At 64.7% G+C, this 20737-nt stretch carries 16 protein-coding genes and 1 pseudogene; 16 read left to right on the top strand and 1 reads right to left on the bottom strand.

Annotated elements, in window-relative coordinates; all coding sequences use genetic code 11:
• Nucleotides 1–120: 120 nt before the first annotated feature.
• The 7 genes from AC1Q64_RS09520 (at nucleotide 121) to AC1Q64_RS09490 (ending at nucleotide 9278) form a co-directional block, all read left to right on the top strand.
• Complete coding sequence (locus AC1Q64_RS09520) at nucleotides 121–1101, top strand: ABC transporter permease (protein ID WP_492251153.1); 981 nt, start codon at nucleotides 121–123, stop codon at nucleotides 1099–1101.
• Nucleotides 1101–2318 (top strand): M20 aminoacylase family protein, encoded by a 1218-nt coding sequence (locus tag AC1Q64_RS09515; RefSeq protein ID WP_492251152.1) that lies wholly within the window; start codon nucleotides 1101–1103, stop codon nucleotides 2316–2318. Before AC1Q64_RS09520 ends, AC1Q64_RS09515 begins: the two co-directional genes overlap by 1 nt.
• A 111-nt stretch (nucleotides 2319–2429) precedes the next feature.
• Nucleotides 2430–4013, top strand: a complete 1584-nt coding sequence (locus AC1Q64_RS09510; RefSeq protein ID WP_492251151.1) for an ABC transporter substrate-binding protein — start codon at nucleotides 2430–2432, stop codon at nucleotides 4011–4013.
• Between the two features lie 125 nt (nucleotides 4014–4138).
• On the top strand, nucleotides 4139–5050 hold the full coding sequence (locus tag AC1Q64_RS09505) for an ABC transporter permease (protein ID WP_492251150.1): 912 nt from the start codon (nucleotides 4139–4141) through the stop codon (nucleotides 5048–5050).
• 32 nt (nucleotides 5051–5082) lie between these two features.
• Complete coding sequence (locus tag AC1Q64_RS09500) at nucleotides 5083–6069, top strand: ABC transporter ATP-binding protein (protein WP_492251149.1); 987 nt, start codon at nucleotides 5083–5085, stop codon at nucleotides 6067–6069.
• Complete coding sequence (locus AC1Q64_RS09495; protein ID WP_492251148.1) at nucleotides 6066–7100, top strand: ABC transporter ATP-binding protein; 1035 nt, start codon at nucleotides 6066–6068, stop codon at nucleotides 7098–7100. The genes AC1Q64_RS09500 and AC1Q64_RS09495 overlap by 4 nt, the downstream gene beginning before the upstream one ends.
• A gap of 288 nt (nucleotides 7101–7388) precedes the next feature.
• A complete protein-coding gene (locus tag AC1Q64_RS09490) occupies nucleotides 7389–9278 on the top strand; it encodes a bifunctional metallophosphatase/5'-nucleotidase (RefSeq protein WP_492251415.1) in 1890 nt (629 codons plus the stop codon).
• A 168-nt stretch (nucleotides 9279–9446) separates the two neighbouring features.
• On the opposite strand, the gene AC1Q64_RS09485 is transcribed toward AC1Q64_RS09490, so the two are convergent.
• Nucleotides 9447–10403, bottom strand: coding sequence for a LysR family transcriptional regulator (locus AC1Q64_RS09485; protein WP_492251147.1), 957 nt, complete (start codon nucleotides 10401–10403; stop codon nucleotides 9447–9449).
• A gap of 154 nt (nucleotides 10404–10557) precedes the next feature.
• On the opposite strand from AC1Q64_RS09485, the gene AC1Q64_RS09480 reads away from it, so the two are divergent.
• The 9 genes and pseudogenes from AC1Q64_RS09480 to AC1Q64_RS09440 all read left to right on the top strand — a co-directional run.
• Nucleotides 10558–12678, top strand: coding sequence for a 3-hydroxyacyl-CoA dehydrogenase NAD-binding domain-containing protein (locus AC1Q64_RS09480; protein ID WP_492251146.1), 2121 nt, complete (start codon nucleotides 10558–10560; stop codon nucleotides 12676–12678).
• A 124-nt stretch (nucleotides 12679–12802) separates the two neighbouring features.
• Nucleotides 12803–13978 (top strand): acetyl-CoA C-acyltransferase, encoded by a 1176-nt coding sequence (locus tag AC1Q64_RS09475; RefSeq protein WP_492251145.1) that lies wholly within the window; start codon nucleotides 12803–12805, stop codon nucleotides 13976–13978.
• Between the two features lie 43 nt (nucleotides 13979–14021).
• Nucleotides 14022–15218 (top strand): acyl-CoA dehydrogenase family protein, encoded by a 1197-nt coding sequence (locus tag AC1Q64_RS09470; RefSeq protein WP_492251144.1) that lies wholly within the window; start codon nucleotides 14022–14024, stop codon nucleotides 15216–15218.
• A gap of 10 nt (nucleotides 15219–15228) precedes the next feature.
• Nucleotides 15229–16362, top strand: coding sequence for an acyl-CoA dehydrogenase family protein (locus tag AC1Q64_RS09465; RefSeq protein WP_492251143.1), 1134 nt, complete (start codon nucleotides 15229–15231; stop codon nucleotides 16360–16362).
• Nucleotides 16363–16366: 4 nt separating this feature from the next.
• Complete coding sequence (locus AC1Q64_RS09460; protein ID WP_492251142.1) at nucleotides 16367–17203, top strand: oxepin-CoA hydrolase, alternative type; 837 nt, start codon at nucleotides 16367–16369, stop codon at nucleotides 17201–17203.
• On the top strand, nucleotides 17200–18447 hold the full coding sequence (locus AC1Q64_RS09455) for a CaiB/BaiF CoA transferase family protein (protein ID WP_492251141.1): 1248 nt from the start codon (nucleotides 17200–17202) through the stop codon (nucleotides 18445–18447). Before AC1Q64_RS09460 ends, AC1Q64_RS09455 begins: the two co-directional genes overlap by 4 nt.
• Before the next feature lie 78 nt (nucleotides 18448–18525).
• Nucleotides 18526–19533: a Bug family tripartite tricarboxylate transporter substrate binding protein gene (locus AC1Q64_RS09450; RefSeq protein WP_492251140.1), complete on the top strand. Its 1008-nt coding sequence runs from the start codon at nucleotides 18526–18528 to the stop codon at nucleotides 19531–19533.
• 29 nt (nucleotides 19534–19562) lie between these two features.
• Complete coding sequence (locus AC1Q64_RS09445; protein ID WP_492251139.1) at nucleotides 19563–20576, top strand: Bug family tripartite tricarboxylate transporter substrate binding protein; 1014 nt, start codon at nucleotides 19563–19565, stop codon at nucleotides 20574–20576.
• A 72-nt stretch (nucleotides 20577–20648) separates the two neighbouring features.
• Nucleotides 20649–20737: pseudogene (locus AC1Q64_RS09440) on the top strand (electron transfer flavoprotein subunit beta/FixA family protein); the annotation flags it as partial.

Genomic DNA, 20737 nt, shown 5'->3' with positions numbered 1-20737 from the left:
GAAAGCAAGGGCCGTGCGGCCCTTGCTTTCTTTGGTTTATCTGACGACGTATTGCCCCATGGTGCCCCTGTCATCAAAAGTGACAGCGGCACCTCCATCGAACATTCACTCGACTCTCTGATGCTTGCCTTTATATTGCGCCGCCTGATACAGGCTGTGATTGTCATGGTCACGGTGGCCTTCATCTCCTTCATGCTGTTCCAGTACGTGGGAGATCCCGTGGTGTTTCTGCTGGGCCAGGACGCCACCCCTGAGCAGATCCGCGAGCTGCGCAGTGCCCTTGGCCTGGACAAATCCTTTTTCGTGCAGTTCTGGCATTTCCTCGTGAATGCTGCGCAGGGCGAATTCGGCCTGAGCTTGCGCCAGGGTGCCAAGGTGTCACGCCTGATTGCGGAGCGCTTCCCGGCCACGCTGGAGCTGGCGCTCGTAGCGGCTCTCCTCGCGCTGGTGATTGGTGTGCCGATGGGCGTGTATGCCGCCCTCAAGCGCGGCACCTTCACCAGCCAGCTGTTCATGACACTGTCTCTGCTGGGTGTGTCCCTGCCCACCTTCCTGATCGGTATCTTGCTGATTCTGGTGTTTGCTGTGCACCTGGGCTGGTTCCCCAGCTTTGGCCGTGGAGATGTGGTGCAGCTGGGCTGGTGGAGCACTGGCCTGCTCAAGGCCAAGGGCTGGCACCACATCATCCTGCCTGCGATCACGCTGGCCATCTTCCAGCTCACGCTGATCATGCGGCTGGTGCGGGCCGAGATGCTGGAGGTGCTGCGCACCGACTACATCAAGTTCGCCCGGGCTCGTGGCCTGTCCAACCGGGCCATTCACTTTGGCCATGCCCTCAAGAACACGTTGGTTCCGGTGCTGACCATCACCGGTTTGCAGCTGGGTGGCCTGATCGCGTTTGCCATCATCACCGAGACGGTGTTCCAGTGGCCGGGCATGGGCCTGCTGTTCATTCAGGCCGTGACGTTTGCGGATATCCCGGTTATGGCCGCCTACCTGTGCCTGATCGCGCTGATCTTCGTGGTGATCAATCTGGTCGTTGATCTGTTGTACTTTGCAGTTGATCCCCGACTGCGCGTGGGCAAGGCAGGAGGCCACTGATGCAAGGCCCTCGTCTGAAAGCCGGAGGACGGGCGTTTGCACACATTGCCCAATACCACCCGGAGTTGACAGCATTGCGGCGTGACCTGCATGCCCATCCTGAGCTGGGTTTTGAAGAGATCTACACCAGCAAGCGCGTCAAGGAAGCGCTGAAGCTTTGCGGCGTGGACGAGATCCACGAAGGCATCGGCCGCACCGGCGTGGTGGGGGTCATTCGTGGGCGCAGCACCGCCAGCGGCAGCATGGTGGGCCTGCGCGCCGACATGGATGCGCTACCGCTGACCGAGCACAACGACTTTGCCTGGAAGTCTTGCAAGCAGGGGCTCATGCACGGCTGTGGCCATGATGGCCACACGGCCATGCTGATTGGCGCTGCGCGTTACCTGGCCGAGACCCGCAATTTCGACGGCACCGCCGTGCTGGTGTTCCAGCCTGGCGAAGAAGGCTTTGCAGGCGCCCGCGTGATGATGGAAGACGGGTTGTTTGACCGCTTTCCCGTGCAGTCCATTTTTGCCATGCACAACTGGCCAGCGATGAAGCCCGGCACCGTCGGTATCAATGCCGGGCCAATGATGGCGGCCGCCGACCGTTTCACGGTCGAGATCACCGGGCGCGGCGGTCATGGTGCACACGCTTACCAGACGGTGGACGTTGTGCTGGTGGCGGCCCACATCATCACCGCAGCGCAAAGCATCGTGTCGCGCAACGTGCGGCCCATCGACAGTGCAGTAGTCAGCCTGTGTGCGATGCAGGCGGGTGATCTGGGCGCCTTCAGCGTGCTGCCCGGCACGGCCACGCTGGTGGGCACCGTGCGCACTTTTGACCCGCAGGTACAGGAGATGGTCGAAAAGCGCCTCAAGGAGTTGTGCAGCGCCATTGCGCTGGGCTTTGGGGCTACAGCCACCGTGCACTACGAGCGCATTTACCCCGCCACCATCAACAGCGAAAGCGAAGCGATTTTTGCGGGCGATGTGGCAGAGTCGCTGCTGGGCGCAGACCATGTGGTGCGTGACCTGGAGCCCAGCATGGGGGCGGAGGATTTCTCATTCATGCTGCAGAACAAGCCGGGGGCGTATCTGCGCATCGGCCAGGGCACGGGGTCCAGCGGCAGTGCGCTGCACAACAGCCGCTATGACTTCAACGACGATATTCTGCCGCTGGGGGCTGCGCTGCATGCCAGCCTGATCGAGCAGGCCATGCCCCTGCCGGTAGTCTGACCGGATGTCTGGCTCCCGTTGCTGTCCTTGTCTCTCCGCGCAAACACGCTTTTCACCTACCGGAAGTCTTCGTACCCTTCCACATCACCCTTTCACTACCAGGAGATTTCCATGAAATTCCAGAAAAAAGTCGCTGTGACCGCTCTCTTCGCTGCGCTGGCTGCGACGAGTTTGGTAGCCCAGGCACAAACCGTGCGCATTGCCAACCAGGGTGACGCGCTGTCGATGGACCCGCACTCGCTCAACGAGTCGCTGCAGCTGAGCGTGACCAGCAACGTGTACGAACCCCTGGTGGGCCGCAACAAGGACCTGAGCCTGGCGCCCGCGCTGGCCACCAGCTGGAAGCAGATTGCCCCCACCGTGTGGCGCTTCGAACTGCGCAAGGGTGTGCAATTCCATGACGGCACGCCATTCACGGCCGACGATGTGGTGTTCAGCTTCGCCCGCATGAAGGGCGATGGCTCCGACATGAAGGCCACCAACAGCGACATCAAGCAGGTGCGCAAGATCGACGACCACACGGTTGAGATCGACACCATGGCACCCCAGCCCATCCTGCCGGACGTGATCACCACGTCCTACATCATGAGCAAGAAGTGGTGCGAGACCAACCAGGCCACCACCCCTGTGGACCGCCGCAAGGGCATCGAGAACGCCGCATCGTTCCGTGCCAATGGCACCGGCCCCTACCGCCTGCGCGAGCGCCAGCCCAACGTGCGCACGGTGTTCGTGCGCAACGGCGCCTACTGGGACAAGATCGAAGGCAACGCTACCGAGGTCGTCTTCACACCCATCGGCAACGACGCCACCCGCGTGGCGGCCCTGCTGTCGGGCGAAGTGGACGTGATGGAGCCCGTGCCCGTGCAGGACATCGAGCGCATCAATGGCAGCGCCAATGCCCGCGCCATCACCGGCCCTGAGCTGCGCACCATCTTCCTGGGCATGGACCAGAAGCGCGACGAGCTGCTGTACTCCAACGTCAAGGGCAAGAACCCCTTCAAGGACAAGCGCGTGCGCCAGGCCTTCTACCAGGCCATCGATATCGACGGCATCAAGAAGACCGTGATGCGCGGCGCCTCCAACCCCTCCGCGCTGATGGTAGGCCCCGGCATCAACGGCTTCCAGCCGGATGTCAAGCGCCTGCCATATGACGTCGAGGCCGCCAAGAAGCTGATGGTCGAAGCCGGTTACCCCAACGGCTTTGAAGTCACCATGAACTGCCCCAACGACCGCTATGTGAATGACGGTCGCATTTGCCAGACCGTGGCGGCCAATCTGTCGCGTATCAACGTCAAGATCAACCTCGCGGCCGAGACCAAGGGCACGTACTTCCCCAAGGTGCTGCGTCGTGACACAAGCTTCTACATGCTGGGCTGGACCCCTACCACGTACGACTCGCACAACGCGCTCAATGCGCTGATGATCTGCCCCGACGACAAGACCGGTGCGGGCCAGTTCAACCTGGGGGCGTATTGCAACCCCAAGCTGGACGAGCTGACCAAGAAGATCCTGGTCGAGACCGACAAGCCCAAGCGCGATGCCATGATCAAGGAAGCCTTTGATGTGCACACCGCCGATGTGGGCCACCTGCCACTGCACCAGCAGGCGCTGGCCTGGGGTGTGAGCAAGAAGGTCAAGCTGGTGCAGATGGCCGACAACTACATGCCCTTCAAGTGGATCACCGTGAGCAAGTAATCCTGCTTGTTCACGCCTGATCGATACGACTACAACAACGACAACGCCACCGGCTGAATCAAGCCCGCAACAACACCCGCAGCTACCCGCTGCGCGTGTTGTTGCCTGTTGACTGGTTTCCCACAATGAAAACTACCCTTGCCCGCTGGTTCGACAGCGACGTTGGCTACAGCTTCCGCACATCGCCGGTGGCCATGCTGGCCGCCGCCATTGCGCTGATTTGCCTGTTCTGTTCGGTGTTCGCCGGATGGGTGGCGCCCCACAACCCGTTCGACCTCACCACGCTGGAGCTGAGCGACGCGCGGCTGCCCCCGGCGTGGAGCGAAATGGGTTCCATGAAATACCCCCTGGGCACCGATGACCAGGGCCGTGACATCCTGTCCGCACTGATCTACGGAGCGCGGATCTCCCTCGTGGTCGGCATCGCCTCGGTGCTGCTCTCCGTGGTGGTGGGTGTGGCCTTCGGCCTGCTGGCCGGTTTTCGGGGCGGTTGGGTGGATGCTGTGCTCATGCGCCTGTGCGATGTGATGCTGTCCTTTCCTGCCATCCTGGTCGCGCTGCTGATTGCAGGCGTGGGCCGTGCGCTGTTTCCGAACGCGCACGAGTCGCTGGCATTCGGTGTGCTGATCCTGTCCATCTCCCTCACCGGCTGGGTGCAATATGCCCGCACGGTGCGCGGCTCCACGCTGGTGGAGCGCAACAAGGAATACGTGCAGGCGGCCCGCGTGACGGGTGTCTCGCCCCTGCGCATCATGCGCAAGCATGTGTTGCCCAACGTGATGGGCCCGGTGCTGGTGCTGGCCACCATCCAGGTGGCCACGGCCATCATCACCGAAGCCACGCTGTCCTTCCTGGGTGTGGGCGCTCCGCCCACTTCGCCCTCGCTGGGCACGCTGATCCGCATCGGCAACGACTACCTGTTCTCGGGCGAATGGTGGATCACCGTGTTTCCTGGCGCCATGCTGGTGCTGATTGCGCTGTCGGTCAACCTGCTGGGTGACTGGCTGCGCGATGCCCTGAACCCGCGCCTGCGTTGAGCCACAGCAAGAACAAGAAAAGCGATATTTCCATGAGCCTTCTCGAAGTCAAAAACCTCGTTGTCGAATTCCCAGGCCGTCGCGGTACCCTGCGCGCCCTGGACGACATTTCCTTCTCCATCGCACCCGGCGAGATCCTGGGCGTTGTGGGGGAGTCCGGCGCCGGCAAGTCGCTCACAGGCGCGGCCATCATCGGCCTGCTGGAGCCCCCAGGCCGCGTGGCCTCGGGCCAGATCCTGCTGGAAGGGCAGCGCATCGACAACCTCAGCAATGAGGAAATGCGCCACATCCGTGGCCGCCGCATTGGCGCCATCTTCCAGGACCCGCTGACCTCGCTGAACCCGCTGTACACCGTGGGTCGCCAGCTCACCGAGACCATCCTCGCCCACCTGCCGGTCAACGCCGCCGAGGCACGCCAGCGCGCCATCCAGTTGCTCAAGGACACTGGCATTCCGGCGGCCGAGGAGCGCATTGACCACTACCCCCACCAGTTCTCGGGCGGCATGCGCCAGCGCGTGGTGATCGCCCTGGCCTTGGCGGCCGAGCCCAAGCTCATCGTGGCCGACGAGCCGACCACGGCGCTGGATGTGTCGATCCAGGCGCAGATCATCACGCTGCTGAAAAACATCTGCAAATCGCGCGGCGCGGCCGTGATGCTCATCACCCACGATATGGGCGTGATCGCCGAAACCTGCGACCGCGTGGCCGTGCTGTACGCCGGGCGCGTGGCCGAGATCGGCCCGGTGCACGATGTGATCAACAAGCCCTCGCACCCCTACACCAGCGGCCTCATGGCCTCCATCCCCGACATGACGATGGACCGCGAACGTTTGAACCAGATCGATGGCGCCATGCCGCGCCTGAACGCTATCCCCCGTGGCTGTGCCTACAACCCCCGCTGCCCCAAGACATTTGACCGCTGCATGACCGACCGCCCCGACCTGATGGTCGCAGGCGCCACCCGCGCTGCCTGCTGGCTGCACGCAGGTGCCACGACGAAAGCCGAGGTGACCGCATGAGCGCCACCACCAACACCACACCCACTGCCGCCGCGAAAAGCAAGGCCCTGGTACAGGCGCATGATCTGGCCAAGACCTTTGACGTCTCGGCCCCCTGGCTCAACCGCGTGATCGAACGCAAGCCCCGCACGCTGCTGCACGCCGTGGACGGAGTGAGTTTCGAGATCGAAAAAGGCAAGACGCTGGCCCTGGTGGGTGAGTCCGGCTGCGGCAAGAGCACCGTGGCCCGCCTGCTGGTGGGCCTGTACGAGCCCACACGGGGCGGCCTCACGTTTGACAAACAGGACGCGCACGCCGCCTTCAAGGGCAACGACGCCAAGGCCATGCGCCGCCGCATCCAGATGATCTTCCAGGACCCGTACGCCAGCCTGAACCCGCGCTGGCTGGTCGAAGACATCATTGGCGAGCCGCTGAAAGAACACGGCCTCATCACCGACAAGGCAGAGCTCAAGCAACGCGTGGGCGAGCTGCTGCAGTCCGTGGGCCTGTCCCCACTTGACATGGTCAAGTACCCGCACCAGTTCTCGGGCGGTCAGCGCCAGCGCATCTCCATTGCGCGCGCCCTGGCCACCGAGCCCGAGTTCCTGGTGTGTGACGAGCCCACCAGCGCGCTCGACGTGTCGGTGCAGGCGCAGGTGCTCAACATCATGAAGGACCTGCAGCGCGAGCGGCAGCTCACCTACCTGTTCATCAGCCACAACCTGGCCGTGGTGCGCCACGTGAGCGACCAGGTCGGCGTGATGTACCTGGGCCGCCTGGTAGAGCTGGCCGACAAGCACACGCTGTTTGACACCCCGCGTCACCCCTACACGCGCATGCTGCTCGATGCCATCCCCAAGATGCACGACACCGGCAAGGCCCGCACCCCTGTGCAGGGCGAGGTGCCCAACCCGCTGAACCCGCCCCCGGGCTGCGCCTTCAACCCGCGCTGCCCGCATGTCAATGACCGTTGCCGCACCGAACGCCCCCAACTCAAGAGCATTGGCGGCATCCGCATCGCTTGTCATGCGGTTGAAGAAGGCCGGATTTGACGCATTACTCCTAAAAATATAGCTGCTTGCGCTTGCTGTATAGGCGCTAGAGGCATATTTGGCTCTTGTATTGGCCCTGCCGCCTGTTTACGGGGCAGTGGAGGCGGGCCCAACTGGCCCATTGACAGACACGCCACAGGCTCCTTGATGGAGCCTGTGGCGTTTTTGTGATGCCAAGCTGCGCTCGGGGTTTTCATGCCCCTGTCACGCAGCCTCACCACCCTACAGGCTTTTGCGAAACAACAGTCACAGGGGTCAAACATGAGGATCAGTGGGTGGGAATCCAAGATGCGCCGCGTGCGCGCGGGACTGCTGGCGCTGGCGGTAGCCAGCGCATTGGCAGCGTGCGGCGGGTCAGACAGCGGCGAACAGGGCAAGCCGCTGGAGCTGACCATCCTGCACATCAACGACCACCATTCCACGCTGGAATCCAAGTCCAAAACCCTCAAGCTGTCTGCGGGCGGCGCCGCTGCAGTGGACGTGGCGGTGGACGCCGGTGGCTTTCCGCGCGTGGCGGCTGCGATTGCCGAGTTGGCAGCCAGGTCCCCCCATGTGCTCAAGCTGCACGCGGGCGATGCGCTGACCGGCACGCTGTACTTCAACCGCGCCGGGGCCGACGGCGAGGCCGACGCCGCGATGATCAACACCGTGTGTTTCGACGCTTTCACGCTGGGCAATCACGAGTTTGACAAGGGCGACAGCGGCCTCAAGGGCTTTTTGGACCTGATGCGCAAAGGCACCTGCAAGACGCCGATCCTCAGTGCCAACGTGCAGTTTGGCGCCGCTTCGGCGCTCAACGCCACGCGCGCACCAGGCTACGTCAGCCCTTCTACCGTGGTCGAGCGCGACGGGCAAAAGATCGGCATCGTGGGCCTGACCATTGCGCAAAAGACCAAGGCCTCGTCCAGTCCCGACGCAGACACCACCTTTCAGGACGAAACCGTCGCGGCCCAGCGCGAGATCGACGCACTGCGCGCCAAAGGCATCGACAAGATCATTGTGCTCAGCCACATCGGCTACGACTACGACAAGCAGGTGGCCGCGCGCCTGTCGGGTGTGGACGTGGTGGTGGGCGGCGACTCGCACACCCTGCTGGGCCCCAACACGCTGACCACCACAGGAGTGGGCTCGCCCGCGGGCGCTTACCCCACCCGCATTACCGACAAAGACGGCAAGCCTGTTTGCGTGGTGCAGGCGTGGGAATACGCGCAGGCGGTGGGCGAACTCAAGGTCAGCTTCAACGCCCAGGGCGAGGTCACCCAGTGCGCAGGCACGCCCCACGTGCTGATTGGCGACAACTTCACCATTGGCGGCAAGGCGGCCACCGATGCTGAAAAGGCGGCGCTCAAAGCCAGTGCGGCCGCTTCTGGTGTACTGCGCATCACCTCGCCGGCGCCCGCTGCGACCAGCGTGCTGCAGCCCTTCAAGGACCGCGTCGCCGTTTTCAATCAGACCCAGGTCGCCGTGGTGCCGCAAGAGCTGTGCTCGCGCCGCGTGCCGGGCGGTGTGGGTTCGGTGGACTACAGCCGCTCCAGCGCGGCCTGCAATGCCGAAGGCCGCGTGAGCCTGCGCGGCGGTGACATCCAGCAGCTGGTGGCCGAGGCCTATCTGGATGTGGCCAACCAGAAATATGGCGGTGCGGACATCACCCTGCAAAGCGGCGGTGGCGTGCGCATCCCGCTGCAGGGCACCGTGTCTGCTGCGCAGGTGATTCAGGTGCTGCCGTTTGGCAACATGCTGTTCCGCCTGGACATCACGGGCCAGGAGGTCAAGGGCATGCTTGAAGACGGCCTGGAGGCTGTCTACGGCGCGGGTGGGTCCACTGGCCCGTATCCCTACACCGGCGGTTTGCGCTATGACGTCAATGCCAAGGCCACCTTCGGCCAGCGCGTCAGCAACATCGAAGTGCGCAACCCCGCCACCGGCGCCTGGGGCGCTCTGGATGTGGGCAAGTCCTACAAGCTGTTTGTGTTGAGCTTCAATGCCACCGGCGGCGACGGCTACAAGACCCTGGCCGCTGTGCCTGCCGCGCGCCGTCTGGACATTGGCGTGCTGGATGCAGACGTGTTCTTCAGCTACATCGAAAAGCAGGGCAAGGACGCGGCCACCGGGTTGCCGGTACTCAGGCGTCTGCCAACCGAGTTGTACAGCACGCGCAGTTTCAACGGCCCCAACTGACAGATCGTCTGACCCTTGCGCTCTTGGCTCTGTGGCTTGTGTTGGCTCGTCTGGTCCGGCTGATCGACCTTTCAACAACATCAGCCCGTCCACGCTGAGCTTGTCCAAGCGCCGCGCAAGGCTGTGGCAGGTGCGGCTTGAACGGCGTGGCCGATGTGCAATGGCGAATCAGTCGATGGGCAAAGTGACGGGTGAGGGCTGCAGGCCGTGCGCGCCTGCCGCACCGCCTTCCGCTGCCCCCGGCAGCGCCCGCCCCAGCAGGTAGTCAATGCAGGTGCGTACTGCCCGCGTCTGGTGGCGGTTGGGCATGTAGAGCATGAACATCTGCGTGCCAAAAATGCTCAGTCGCCAGTCGTCCAGTGTGGTCAGCACCTCACAGCTGGTCACGGCGTCCTGCACCACGTAGTCGGGCACCAACCCCACACCCAGACCGGCCAGGATGCCCTGGCGCAGGAAGGGAAAGTGCTCCGAGATGATGGTGGGCTCCAGCAACACCTCCTGGCGCTCGTCGCCCCGGTAGCCGCGCAGGCGCAGCTGCTTGCCTACCACGCCCGAGGTGATCACTGGCGCGGCCCGCAGCGCTTCGAAGCTTTGGGGAAGCCCATGCACTGTTGCGTATTCGCGAGAGGCGCACGCGATGTATTTCACGCTTCCCAGGTCGCGCGCGACCAAGGTGGGCGGCGGCTCTGGCATCACGCGGATGGCGATGTCCACCTCGTCGCGGATCAGGTCGTCCACCCGGTTTTCAAAGCGCACGTCGAGCACGATGCCGGGGTACAGCCGCTTGAAGTCGATCATCCAGTCGGACATGACCATTTGCCCGTAGCCGCTGGGCACGCTCAGGCCCACGCGCCCTTGCAGGCCCTGGCCCAGGGTGGCAATGGTCTCGCGCGCGGCGAGCATCTCGTTCTGGATGGCGCGGCCGTGCGCGTACAGGCGAAGGCCCACCTCGGTGGGCTCCACCCGGCGCGTGGTCCGGCGCACCAGTTGCACGCCCACCGACTTTTCCAGCTGGTGCAGGTGGTAGCTCACGTTGGCCCGCGTCATCTTCAGGTTGCGCGCGGCCTGGCTGAGGTTGCCAGCATCGAGGATGTCGACCAGTACGGTGAGGGAGGTGAGTTCCATAGCGATGGCAGGGTGAAAGCGCCTGTTTGCGGTAATTTGTCAAAAGTCTTTTGACAGTCTGTCAATGCACTATGTAATTGTCAAGATAACTTCACGCATCAACAATCACCGGGTCATCAACCGGCACTAGCCACTGACCAGGAGACTTCCCCGCATGGGCGCCGCCATTCCCGCATCTTCCGTTGTCACTACCGCGCTGCATGGCGATGTTCTGGTCGTCACGATCGACAACCCGCCGGTGAACGCCTTGGGCGCCGCCGTGCGCCAGGGCCTGCTGGCGGCGATGCAGCAGGCGCAGGCCGATGCTGCCGTGGACGCCGTGCTGCTGGTGGGTGCCGGCAAGGCCTTCATTGCCGGGGCAGATATCCGTGAATTTGGCAAGCCGCCAGTCGCCCCGCTGCTGCCCGAGGTTTGCCGCGCCATCGAAGGCTCCAGCAAGCCCGTGGTCGCCGTGCTGCACGGCGCGGCCCTGGGCGGTGGGCTGGAGGTGGCGCTGTCGGCCCACTACCGCCTGGCATTGCCTGCGGCCACGCTGGGCCTGCCCGAAGTGAACCTGGGCCTGCTGCCCGGTTCGGGCGGCACGCAGCGCGCGCCGCGCCTGATGGGCGTGCAGGCGGCCACGGCCATGATGCTCAGCGGCCAGCACCTCAAGGCCCAGGCGGCGCTGCAGGCCGGCCTGGTCGACAAGCTGGTGGAGAGCACCGACCCGCTGGCGGCGGGCCTTGGCTACGTGCGCGAGCTAATGGCGGCCCAGGCCCCCGTGCGCCGCACGCGCGATCTGACGATTTCTGATCCGCAGGCGGCGCTGGCGTGGCTGGAAGAGCAAAAGGCCGAGACCGCTAAAAAGGCGCGCGGCCTGTTCTCGCCGCTCAAGATCATCGAATGCGTGCAAGCCGCCGTGCAGCTGCCGTTTGACGACGGCCTGACGCGCGAACGTGCGCTGTTCATGGAATGCCTGGACAGCCCGCAGCGCGCCGGCCTCATCCACGCCTTTTTTGCCGAACGCGAGGTCGTCAAGGTGCCTGAAGCCCAGGCCGCGCAGCCGCGCCCGGTAGCCAGCATCGCCGTGATCGGCGGTGGCACCATGGGCGCTGGCATTGCCGTCGCCGCGCTCGATGCCGGCCTGCCCGTGACCATGATCGAGCGCGATGCCGAGTCCATCGCCCGGGGCCGTGCCAATGTGGAAAAGGTCTACAACGGCCTGGTCGCCAAGGGCCGCATGACCGACGCCGCCCAGGCCGCCGTGATGGCGCGCTACACCGGCAGCACCGACTACGCCGACATCGCCCAGGTGGACCTGGTGATCGAAGCCGTGTTTGAAGACATCGAGGTCAAAAAGGCCGTGTTCCGCGAGCTGGACCGCGTGTGCAAGCCCGGCGCCGTGCTGGCCACCAACACCTCGTACCTCGATATCGACGCCATTGCCGCTGCCACAAGCCGCCCGCAGGACGTGGTGGGCCTGCACTTCTTCAGCCCTGCCAACATCATGAAGCTGCTGGAGATCGTGGTGCCCGCCAAGGTGGCGCCCGATGTGGTGGCCACGGCGTTCGAGCTGGCCCGCAAGCTAAAAAAAGTGCCCGTGCGCGCTGGCGTGTGCGACGGCTTCATCGGCAACCGTATCCTGGCCGTGTACAAGCAGGCGGCCGACTACCTGTTGGAAGACGGCGCCAGCCCCTACGAGATCGACGCAGCCGTGCGCAGCTTTGGCTTTGCCATGGGGCCTTTCCAGGTGACGGACCTCGCCGGTGGCGACATCGGCTGGGCCACCCGCAAGCGCCGCGCCGCCACGCGCGACCCCAAGGCGCGCTACGTGGAGATTGCCGACCGCATCTGCGAGCGCGGCTGGTTCGGGCAAAAGACGGGGCGCGGTTTTTACCTCTACCCCGACGGTGCTCGCGTGGGTCAGCCCGACCCGGAAGTGCTGGCCATCGTGGATGCCGAGCGCGCCAAGAAAGGCGTCACACCCCGCAGCTTCAGCGCCGACGAAATCATGCGCCGCTATATGGCCGCCATGGTCAACGAAGGTGCCAAGGTGGTGGCCGAAGGCATTGCCCTGCGCCCGCTGGATGTGGACGTGACCTTTGTGGCGGGCTACGGCTTTCCGCGCCACCGTGGTGGCCCGATGAAGTGGGCCGACATGACGGGCCTCCCCAAGGTGCTGGCCGACATCCGCGAGTTCGCCAAGGAAGACCCGCTGTTCTGGCAGCCCGCGCCGCTGCTCGAAAAGCTGGTGGCCGAGGGTCGCAACTTCGACAGCCTGAACAAGGCTGGCTGAACACGTTTGTGCTCCAGGCACAGCGCTGAACGCACTGTGCCGCTGTCAGCACCCGTTATTGAATCATTCAGGCCGGTAGCGCAATCAATATATGCGCTAGCAGCTATTAAATCAGGAGCAAATCATGCGTGAAGCCGTCATCGTTTCCACCGCCCGCACCCCGCTGACCAAGTCGCACCGGGGTGAGTTCAATGCCACGCCCGGCCCCCAGCTGGCGGCTTATTCCGTCAAGGCGGCTGTGGAGCGCTCGGGCATCGAACCCGAGCTGATCGAAGACCTGGTGATGGGCTGCGGCTACCCCGAGGGCATCACCGGCAAGAACATCGGTCGCCAGACCGCGCTGCGTGCAGGCCTGCCGCTGTCGGTGGCGGGCATGGTGGCCAGCCGCTTTTGCGCGTCGGGCCTGCAGTCGGTGGCCATTGCCGCTGGCCGCATCGTGGCCGAAGGCGTGCCCGCCATGGTCGCTGGCGGGGTGGAAAGCATCTCGGCCATCCGCGCAGGTAACCCGGCAGACATCGACCCCTGGCTGCAGGAGCACAAGCCTGCGCTGTACATGGCAATGATCGACACGGCCGACATCGTGGCCCACCGTTATGGAATCAGCCGCGAAGACCAGGACGCGTTTTCGCTGCAAAGCCAGCAGCGCACCGCCGCCGCACAGCAGGCCGGCGTGTTTGCCGACGAGATCGTGCCCTGCGCCACGCGCATGATGGAAAAGAACAAGGAGACTGGTGAGGTCACCTACCGCGAAGTGACGGCCACGCACGACAACTGCAACCGCGCCAGCACCACGCTCGAAGGCCTGGCCAAGCTCGAGCCCGTGAAGGGCCCGGGCCAGTTCATCACCGCAGGCAATGCCTCGCAACTGTCGGATGGGTCGAGCGCCTGCGTGCTCATGGAAGCCAAAGAGGCCGAGCGCCGCGGCTTGCAGCCGCTGGGCGCCTTCCGCGGCTTTGCGGTGGCCGGTTGCGAGCCGGACGAGATGGGCATTGGCCCCGTGTTTGCCGTGCCCAAGCTGCTGGCGCGCCATGGCCTCACGGTGCAGGACATCGACCTGTGGGAGATGAACGAGGCCTTTGCCTCGCAGGCCCTGTACTGCCAGCGCCGCCTGGGCATTCCGTCCGAGCGGCTGAACGTGAACGGCGGCGCCATTGCCATCGGCCACCCCTTTGGCATGACCGGCGCCCGCTTGGTGGGCCACCTGCTGCTCGAAGGCCGCCGCCGCAAGGCCAAGTACGGCGTGGTGACGATGTGCATTGCCGGCGGCATGGGCGCTGCGGGCCTCTTCGAAATCTTCTGAACTCACGCGACGCCACCGAACCCCGAACTGCAAGCGACCCGATATGGACCTGAATTTCACCCCCCAAGAAGAAGCCTTCCGCGCCGAGGTGCAGGCTTTTCTGAAAGCCAAGCTGCCCGAGCGCATCGCCACCAAGGTCAAGGCCGGTCAGCGCTTGACCAAGGCCGACCAGGACGAGTGGCATGCCATCCTGAACGAACGCGGCTGGCTGGCCAACCACTGGCCCGAGGCCTATGGCGGCCCGGGCTGGGGCGCGGTCGAGAAGTTCATTTTCGACACCGAATGCGCCCTGGCCGGTGGCCCGCGCATCGTGCCGTTTGGCGTGAACATGCTGGGCCCGGTGCTCATCAAGTTTGGCAACGAAGCGCAAAAGACATACTGGCTGCCGCGCATCCTGAGCGGGCAGGACTGGTGGTGCCAGGGCTACTCTGAACCCGGTGCGGGCTCGGACCTGGCTTCGGTCAAGACCACGGCCGTGCGACAGGGTGACCACTACATCGTCAACGGCCAAAAGACCTGGACCACCCAGGGCCAGCACGCCAACATGATCTTCTGCCTGGTGCGCACCGACCGCGAGGCCAAGGCCCAGTCGGGCATCAGCTTTTTGCTGGTGGACATGAATTCGCCCGGCGTGGAGCTGCGCCCCATCCGCACGCTCGATGGGGACAAGGAAGTCAACGAGGTGTTCTTCACCGACGTGAAGGTGCCGGTAGAAAACCTGGTGGGCGAGGAAAACAAGGGCTGGACGTACGCCAAGTACCTGCTGACCTACGAGCGCACCGGCATCGCAGGCGTGGGCTTTTGCATTGCCGCGCTGGCCAAGCTCCAGGTGGTTGCCGCCAAGGTGCTGAAGAACGGCAAGCCGCTGGACCAGGACCCGCTGTTTGCCGCCCGCATGGCCCAGGTCGAGATCGACCTGGAGAACATGAAGACCACCAACCTGCGCGTGATTGCCGCCGTGGCCGGTGGCGGCGTGCCGGGGGCCGAAAGCTCCATGCTCAAGATCCGTGGCACCGAGATCCGCCAGGAGATCCTGTCGCTCATCCGCCGCGCCATGGGCCCGTACGCGCTGCCCTTCATTGAAGAAGCGCAGTACGAAGGCTACGCCGACGAACCCGTGGGCCCGAAGGAGGCCGCCACGGCTGCCGCCAACTACTTCAACTACCGCAAGCTGTCGATCTTTGGCGGCTCCAATGAAATTCAGAAGAACATCATTTCCAAAATGATCCTTGGTCTGTGAGGCTGCAGCGATGAACTTTGAACATACAGAAGACCGCCGCATGCTGGCGGACACCCTGAACCGTTTTGTGGCCGAGCAGTACGGCATTGAAACGCGCAACCACATTGCCTATGGCGACACCGGCATGGACCCGGCGCTGTGGGGCCGCTTTGCCGAGTTGGGCGCGATTGGCGCGCTGTTCCCTGAAGCCGATGGCGGCTTTGGCGGCGCAGGCTTTGACGTGGCCGTGGTGTTTGAAGCCCTGGGCGCAGGCCTGGTGGTGGAGCCGTTTGTGGGCGCGCTGGTGGTGGGCCGGGCACTGGGCTTGGCGGGCAGCGCTGCGCAAAAAGAATATATCTCCAGCATCATCGACGGCAGCACCGTGGTGGCCCTGGCGCACGAAGAGTCGGGCGCGCACTACGCCCTGAACCGCGTGACGACCCGCGCCGTGCGCAATGGCGACGGCTGGCTGCTGACGGGCCACAAGGCTGTGGTGTTGCATGGCGACCAGGCGCAGATGCTGCTGGTGAGCGCGCGCACCTCGGGCGCGGTGGACGATGAAGACGGCATCTCGCTGTTCCTCGTCCCCGCTGATGCCGCACGCCTCACACGCCGGGGCATGGGCCGCATTGACGGCGGCCGCGTGGCCGAAGTCACGCTGCAGAACGTACAAGTCGGCGCTGGCGCGCTGCTGGGCGCGGAAGGGCAGGGCTTTGCCACGCTGGAACACGCCGTGGGCTGGGGCATTCTGGCCGTGTGTGCCGAAGCGCTGGGTGCCATGGACGTGGCCAAGAAGCACACACTGGAATACCTGCAAACGCGCAAGCAGTTTGGCGTGCCGATTGGCAGCTTCCAGGCCCTGCAGCATCGCATGGCGGACTTGCTGCTCGAAGTGGAGCAGGCGCGCTCGGCCGTCATCAACGCAGCGGCAGCCATGGACAGCACCGACCGCGCTGAGCGCGAGCGCGCGCTGTCGGCCGCAAAGGTCACCATGGGCCGCATTGGCGCGCTGGTGGCTGAAGAAAGCATCCAGTTGCATGGCGGCATCGGCATGACGTGGGAGCTGCCCCTGTCGCACTACGCCAAGCGCCTGGTCATGGTGGACCACCAGTTTGGCGATGAAGACCATCACCTCGCGCGCTTCATTGAACTTGGTCGGAGATGAAGCCATGGAGCAGCCACTGCCTCTGCTGCAACGCCGCGAGGGCGCGGTGCTCGTGCTCTCCAACAACAACCCCGCTGCGCGCAATGCGCTGTCGCCCGCGTTCTACGCGGCGCTGACCGCAGCCCTGGCGCAGGCCGAGGCCGACGCCACCGTGGGCGCCATCGTGCTCACGGGCGAGGGCGGGCATTTTTGCGCGGGTGGCGACCTGCGCCAGCTTGCCAAGCGGCGTGAGTTGCCGGTGCAAGAGCGCCGCGCCAAGCTCGAAGGCCTGCACGACCTGATCCGCACTGTGCGCGATTGCCGCAAGCCGGTGATTGCGGCGGTGGAGGGCGCTGCCGCCGGCGCCGGCCTGTCGCTCGCGCTGGCCTGCGACATGCTGGTGGTTGCGCGCAATGCCGTGTTCTCTGTGGCGTACGTGAAAGTAGGGCTCACGCCCGACGGCGGCGCCACGGCCTTCCTGGCGGAGTTCGTGTCGCGCCAGGTGCTGACCGAGCTGTGCCTTACGGGCGAACGAATCTCCGGCGAGCGGCTCCATGCGCTGGGCCCCGTCAACCGCCTGGCTGAGCCCGGCGAGGCCCTGGCCCAGGCCGTGGCCCTGGCCGCGCAGGTGGCCACCGGGCCTGACACGGCCATGGCGAACATCAAGACCCTGTGCCGCAGCGCCTATGCGCAGCCGCTGGCCGATCAGCTGGAGCTGGAAGCGCAGCTCATGGTGCAGTCGCAGGCCACCGAAGAATCCCGCGAAGGCATTGGTGCGTTCCTAGAAAAACGCCCGGCCGATTTCGCACGCCTGCGCCAGGTCAAAGCACCTGGCGCAGTCAATCAAGACACTCAGCAATGACCGCCACAAACCTCTATCCACCGCTGCCCGAGGGCATGGACTTTCCACTCGAAGGCGTGCGCGTGCTCGACCTCTCGCGCGTGTTTGCCGGGCCGCTGTGCGGCCAGGTGCTGGCCGACTTTGGCGCCGACGTCATCAAGGTGGAGCACCCCGGCCGGGGCGACGACACCCGCGACTGGGGCATGCGCGTCGGCAAGACCGAGACCACCTACTACAACAGCATGAACCGCAACAAGCGGTCCATCACGGTGGACTTGCAGACGCCCGAAGGCGTGAAGATCATCCGCGACCTGCTGCCGCAGTGCGACGTGGTGGTTCAGAACTTCAAGACCGGCGGCGCCGAGAAGCTGGGCCTGGGCTATGAGCAGCTCAAGGCCCTCAAGCCCGACCTCATTTACTGCTCGGTGGCGGGCTATGACAGCTCGGGCTCCGAGGCCAAGCGCCCCGGCTACGACCTGGTGATCCAGGCCGAGGCGGGGCTGATGGCCATCAATGGCGAGGCCAGCCAGCCGCCCCTGAAGTTTGGCGTGGCCGCGGTGGACATGATGACCGGCATGTATGCCGCCCAAGCCGTGCTGGCCGCGCTGTTCCGCCGCGAACGCACAGGCAAGGGCCGCCACATCGAGATGGCGTTGTACGACTGCGGCTTGATGATCACTGGTTACTACGGGCTCGACGCCATGCTGCTGGGTCACGACCCGCAGCGCTATGGCAACGCGCACCCGTCCATCGTGCCCTATGGCATGTACGACGCGGCCGACGGCCCGCTCATCATTGCCGTGGGCAACAACGCCCAGTTCGACAAGTTCTGCCGCCAGGTCATTGATCGCCCCGACATCGTCGAAGACCCGCGCTTTGCCACCAACGTGGAGCGCGCCAAAAACCGCCTGGTGCTGTCTCCCATGCTCAAAGAGCTGATTGCCGGCTTTGCGCGTGATGTGCTGCTGGAGCGCCTGGCGGCTGCTGGCATTCCGTGCGGCCGTGTGGCGGGCCTGCATGAGGCGCTGACCAGCGAGCGCACGCGCCGTGGCGGCCTGCTGCAGGAGATGCCGCACCCCGTGGCAGGCACGACCCACGTGTTTGCGCCGCCGTACCGGATGGACGGCCAGCGCCTGCCCATCCGTAACGCACCGCCCACGCTGGGTGCTGCCACGCGTGACGTGCTGCAGCAGCTGCTGCAACTGCCCGAGGCCGAGCTGCAGGCGTTGCGCGACAAGGGCGTGCTCACGCTCCCACCGCTCTAAGTACTATAAAAATAATAGCTGTAGGCGCTTTTTTGATAAGCGCCGGAGCCCATTTCCAACCTCAATTCGGAGACAAGCATGAACTTCACCCGCATTCCCCGCCGTCGCATGTTGCAAGGCCTGGCCGCCTTGGGCAGCACCGTTTTGCTGGGCTCGGCCCTGGCGCAGACCGGCAAGGACGCCTGGCCGGCCAAGCCCATCAAGCTGATCGTGCCGTACCAGGCCGGTGGCGCCACCGACATCACCGCCCGCACCCTGGGCGAAAAGCTCTCGGCCCGCCTGGGCCAGCCCGTGCTGGTGGACAACCGTGGCGGCGCTGGTGGCGTGACGGGTACCGATCAGGCGCTCAAGTCGCCGGCCGATGGCTACACGCTGCTGGTGTCCCTGGGCACCACCATGCTGATCAACCAGTATCTGTATGAGCGCCTGCCGTACCAGCCGCAGAAGGACCAGGCCCTGATCACGCAGATTGCGCTGGCCCCGGTGGTGCTGCTGGTGAACCCGCAGCTGCCGGTGTCCAATGCCTCCGAGCTGATGGCCTACATCGACCGCAACAAGGGCAAGATCGCCTACGGCTCGTGGGGCATGGGCTCTTATGCCCACCTGGCCGGCGCGTGGCTGTCCGACAAGCACAAGGCCGACATGAACCATGTGGCCTACAAGGGCGAGGCGCCCATGCTGCAAGACCTGGTGGGCGGGCAGTTCCAGATGGCATTTGCCAGCCTGCAGTCGGCCAGGCCGTACATCGAATCGGGTCGCCTCAAGCCGCTGGCGGTGACTGGTGCCCAGCGCATGGATGCATTGCCCAAGGTGGCCACCATGGCCGAGCAGGGCATCAAGGACGAGGTGTTCCAGGTGACTGGCTGGGTGGGTATGAGCGCCCCCGCCAAGACGCCCCCTGAAGTGGTGGCCCGGTTGGGTGCCGAGTTGCAGGCAGTGATCGCAATGCCCGAGGTGCGCGAGCGCATTCAGCAGATGGGGTTTATCCCCGTGGGCAGCAGCCCCGAGCAGTTCGGCGCCCAGTTCAAAAAAGACGCACCCGTCTGGGAGCGCGTGGTCAAGGTGTCCGGCGCCAAGCTGGACTGATGCAACCCCTCCAACAACCTGAGCCCGTTATGACTCCAATGTTTGTCTCTCGCACCTTCGCGGCCCGCCGCGCCGTGCTGGCCGTGTCCGCTGCTCTGATGGCCAGCGCCCTGTGGGGCACGGCCCCGGCACACGCCCAGGCCTGGCCCCAAAAGATGATCAAGCTGGTGGTGCCGTTTCCTGCGGGGGGACCCACCGACACCGCCTCGCGCATTGTGGGCCAGCGCCTGGCCGAACGGCTGGGTCAACCGGTCGTAGTGGAAAACCGAGCAGGCGCTTCGGGTTCCATCGCTGCTGCGCAGGTGGCCAAAAGCCCCGCCGACGGTTACACGCTGATGATGTTGGCCACGCCCACGCTGCTGGCGCCGTTCCTGTACAAGAAAGCCGGCTACGACACGGTGAAAGACTTCACCCCCGTGGCCACGGTGTACGACCTGCCCATCGTGATGGTGGTCAACCCGGCCCAGATGCCCTCTGTGACCGATCTCCAAAAGCTCATCACCCACGCCAAGGCTAGGCCCGGCCAGCTCAACTACACCAGCTCGGGAGCGGGCAGCTTTGGCCACCTGAGCATGGAACTGCTCAAGCAGATGGGGGGCTTCGAAATGCAGCACGTTGCTTACAAGGGCGGCGTGCCCGCCATTACTGACACCATCGGTGGCCAGGTACCGCTGATGTATGCCGACCTGGTGGCCGCGCTGCCGCACATTCAGTCGGGCAAGCTGCGTGCCATTGCGGTGGGGTCGCCCCAGCGTGTGACCATGCTGCAGGATGTCAAGACCATTGCAGAGCAGGGCTTCAAGGGCTATGACGCCGTATCGTGGGGCGGGCTGCTGGCGCCCCCTGGCACGCCCAAGCCTGTGGTGGACCGCATCGCGAGCGAAGTTCAACAGATCCTGGCCGAAAAGGACACGCAGGACAGGCTGCTGAATGCGGGCGCCATTGCCACCTACCAGTCGCCTGACAAGATGGCCCGCCGCATCCAACAGGATTACACCAAGTGGGGCGGTGTGATCCGCGATAAGGGTATCTCGAACGAGTGACACACGCCCAGGCCGCTTACAAGCGGTCGGTCTGACAACGTCTGCAGCAGCAGCCCAATGAAAGGTATCCCCATGAAAATTCTCGTCCCTGTCAAGCGCGTGGTGGACTACAACGTGAAGGTCCGCGTGAAGTCGGACAACACGGGTGTGGACATCGCCAA

This window comes from Acidovorax sp. GW835-FHT14G06 (genome assembly GCF_058793595.1).
The sequence above is the reverse complement of the archived record's forward strand: the minus strand, read 5'-3'. Positions and strand labels throughout refer to the sequence as shown.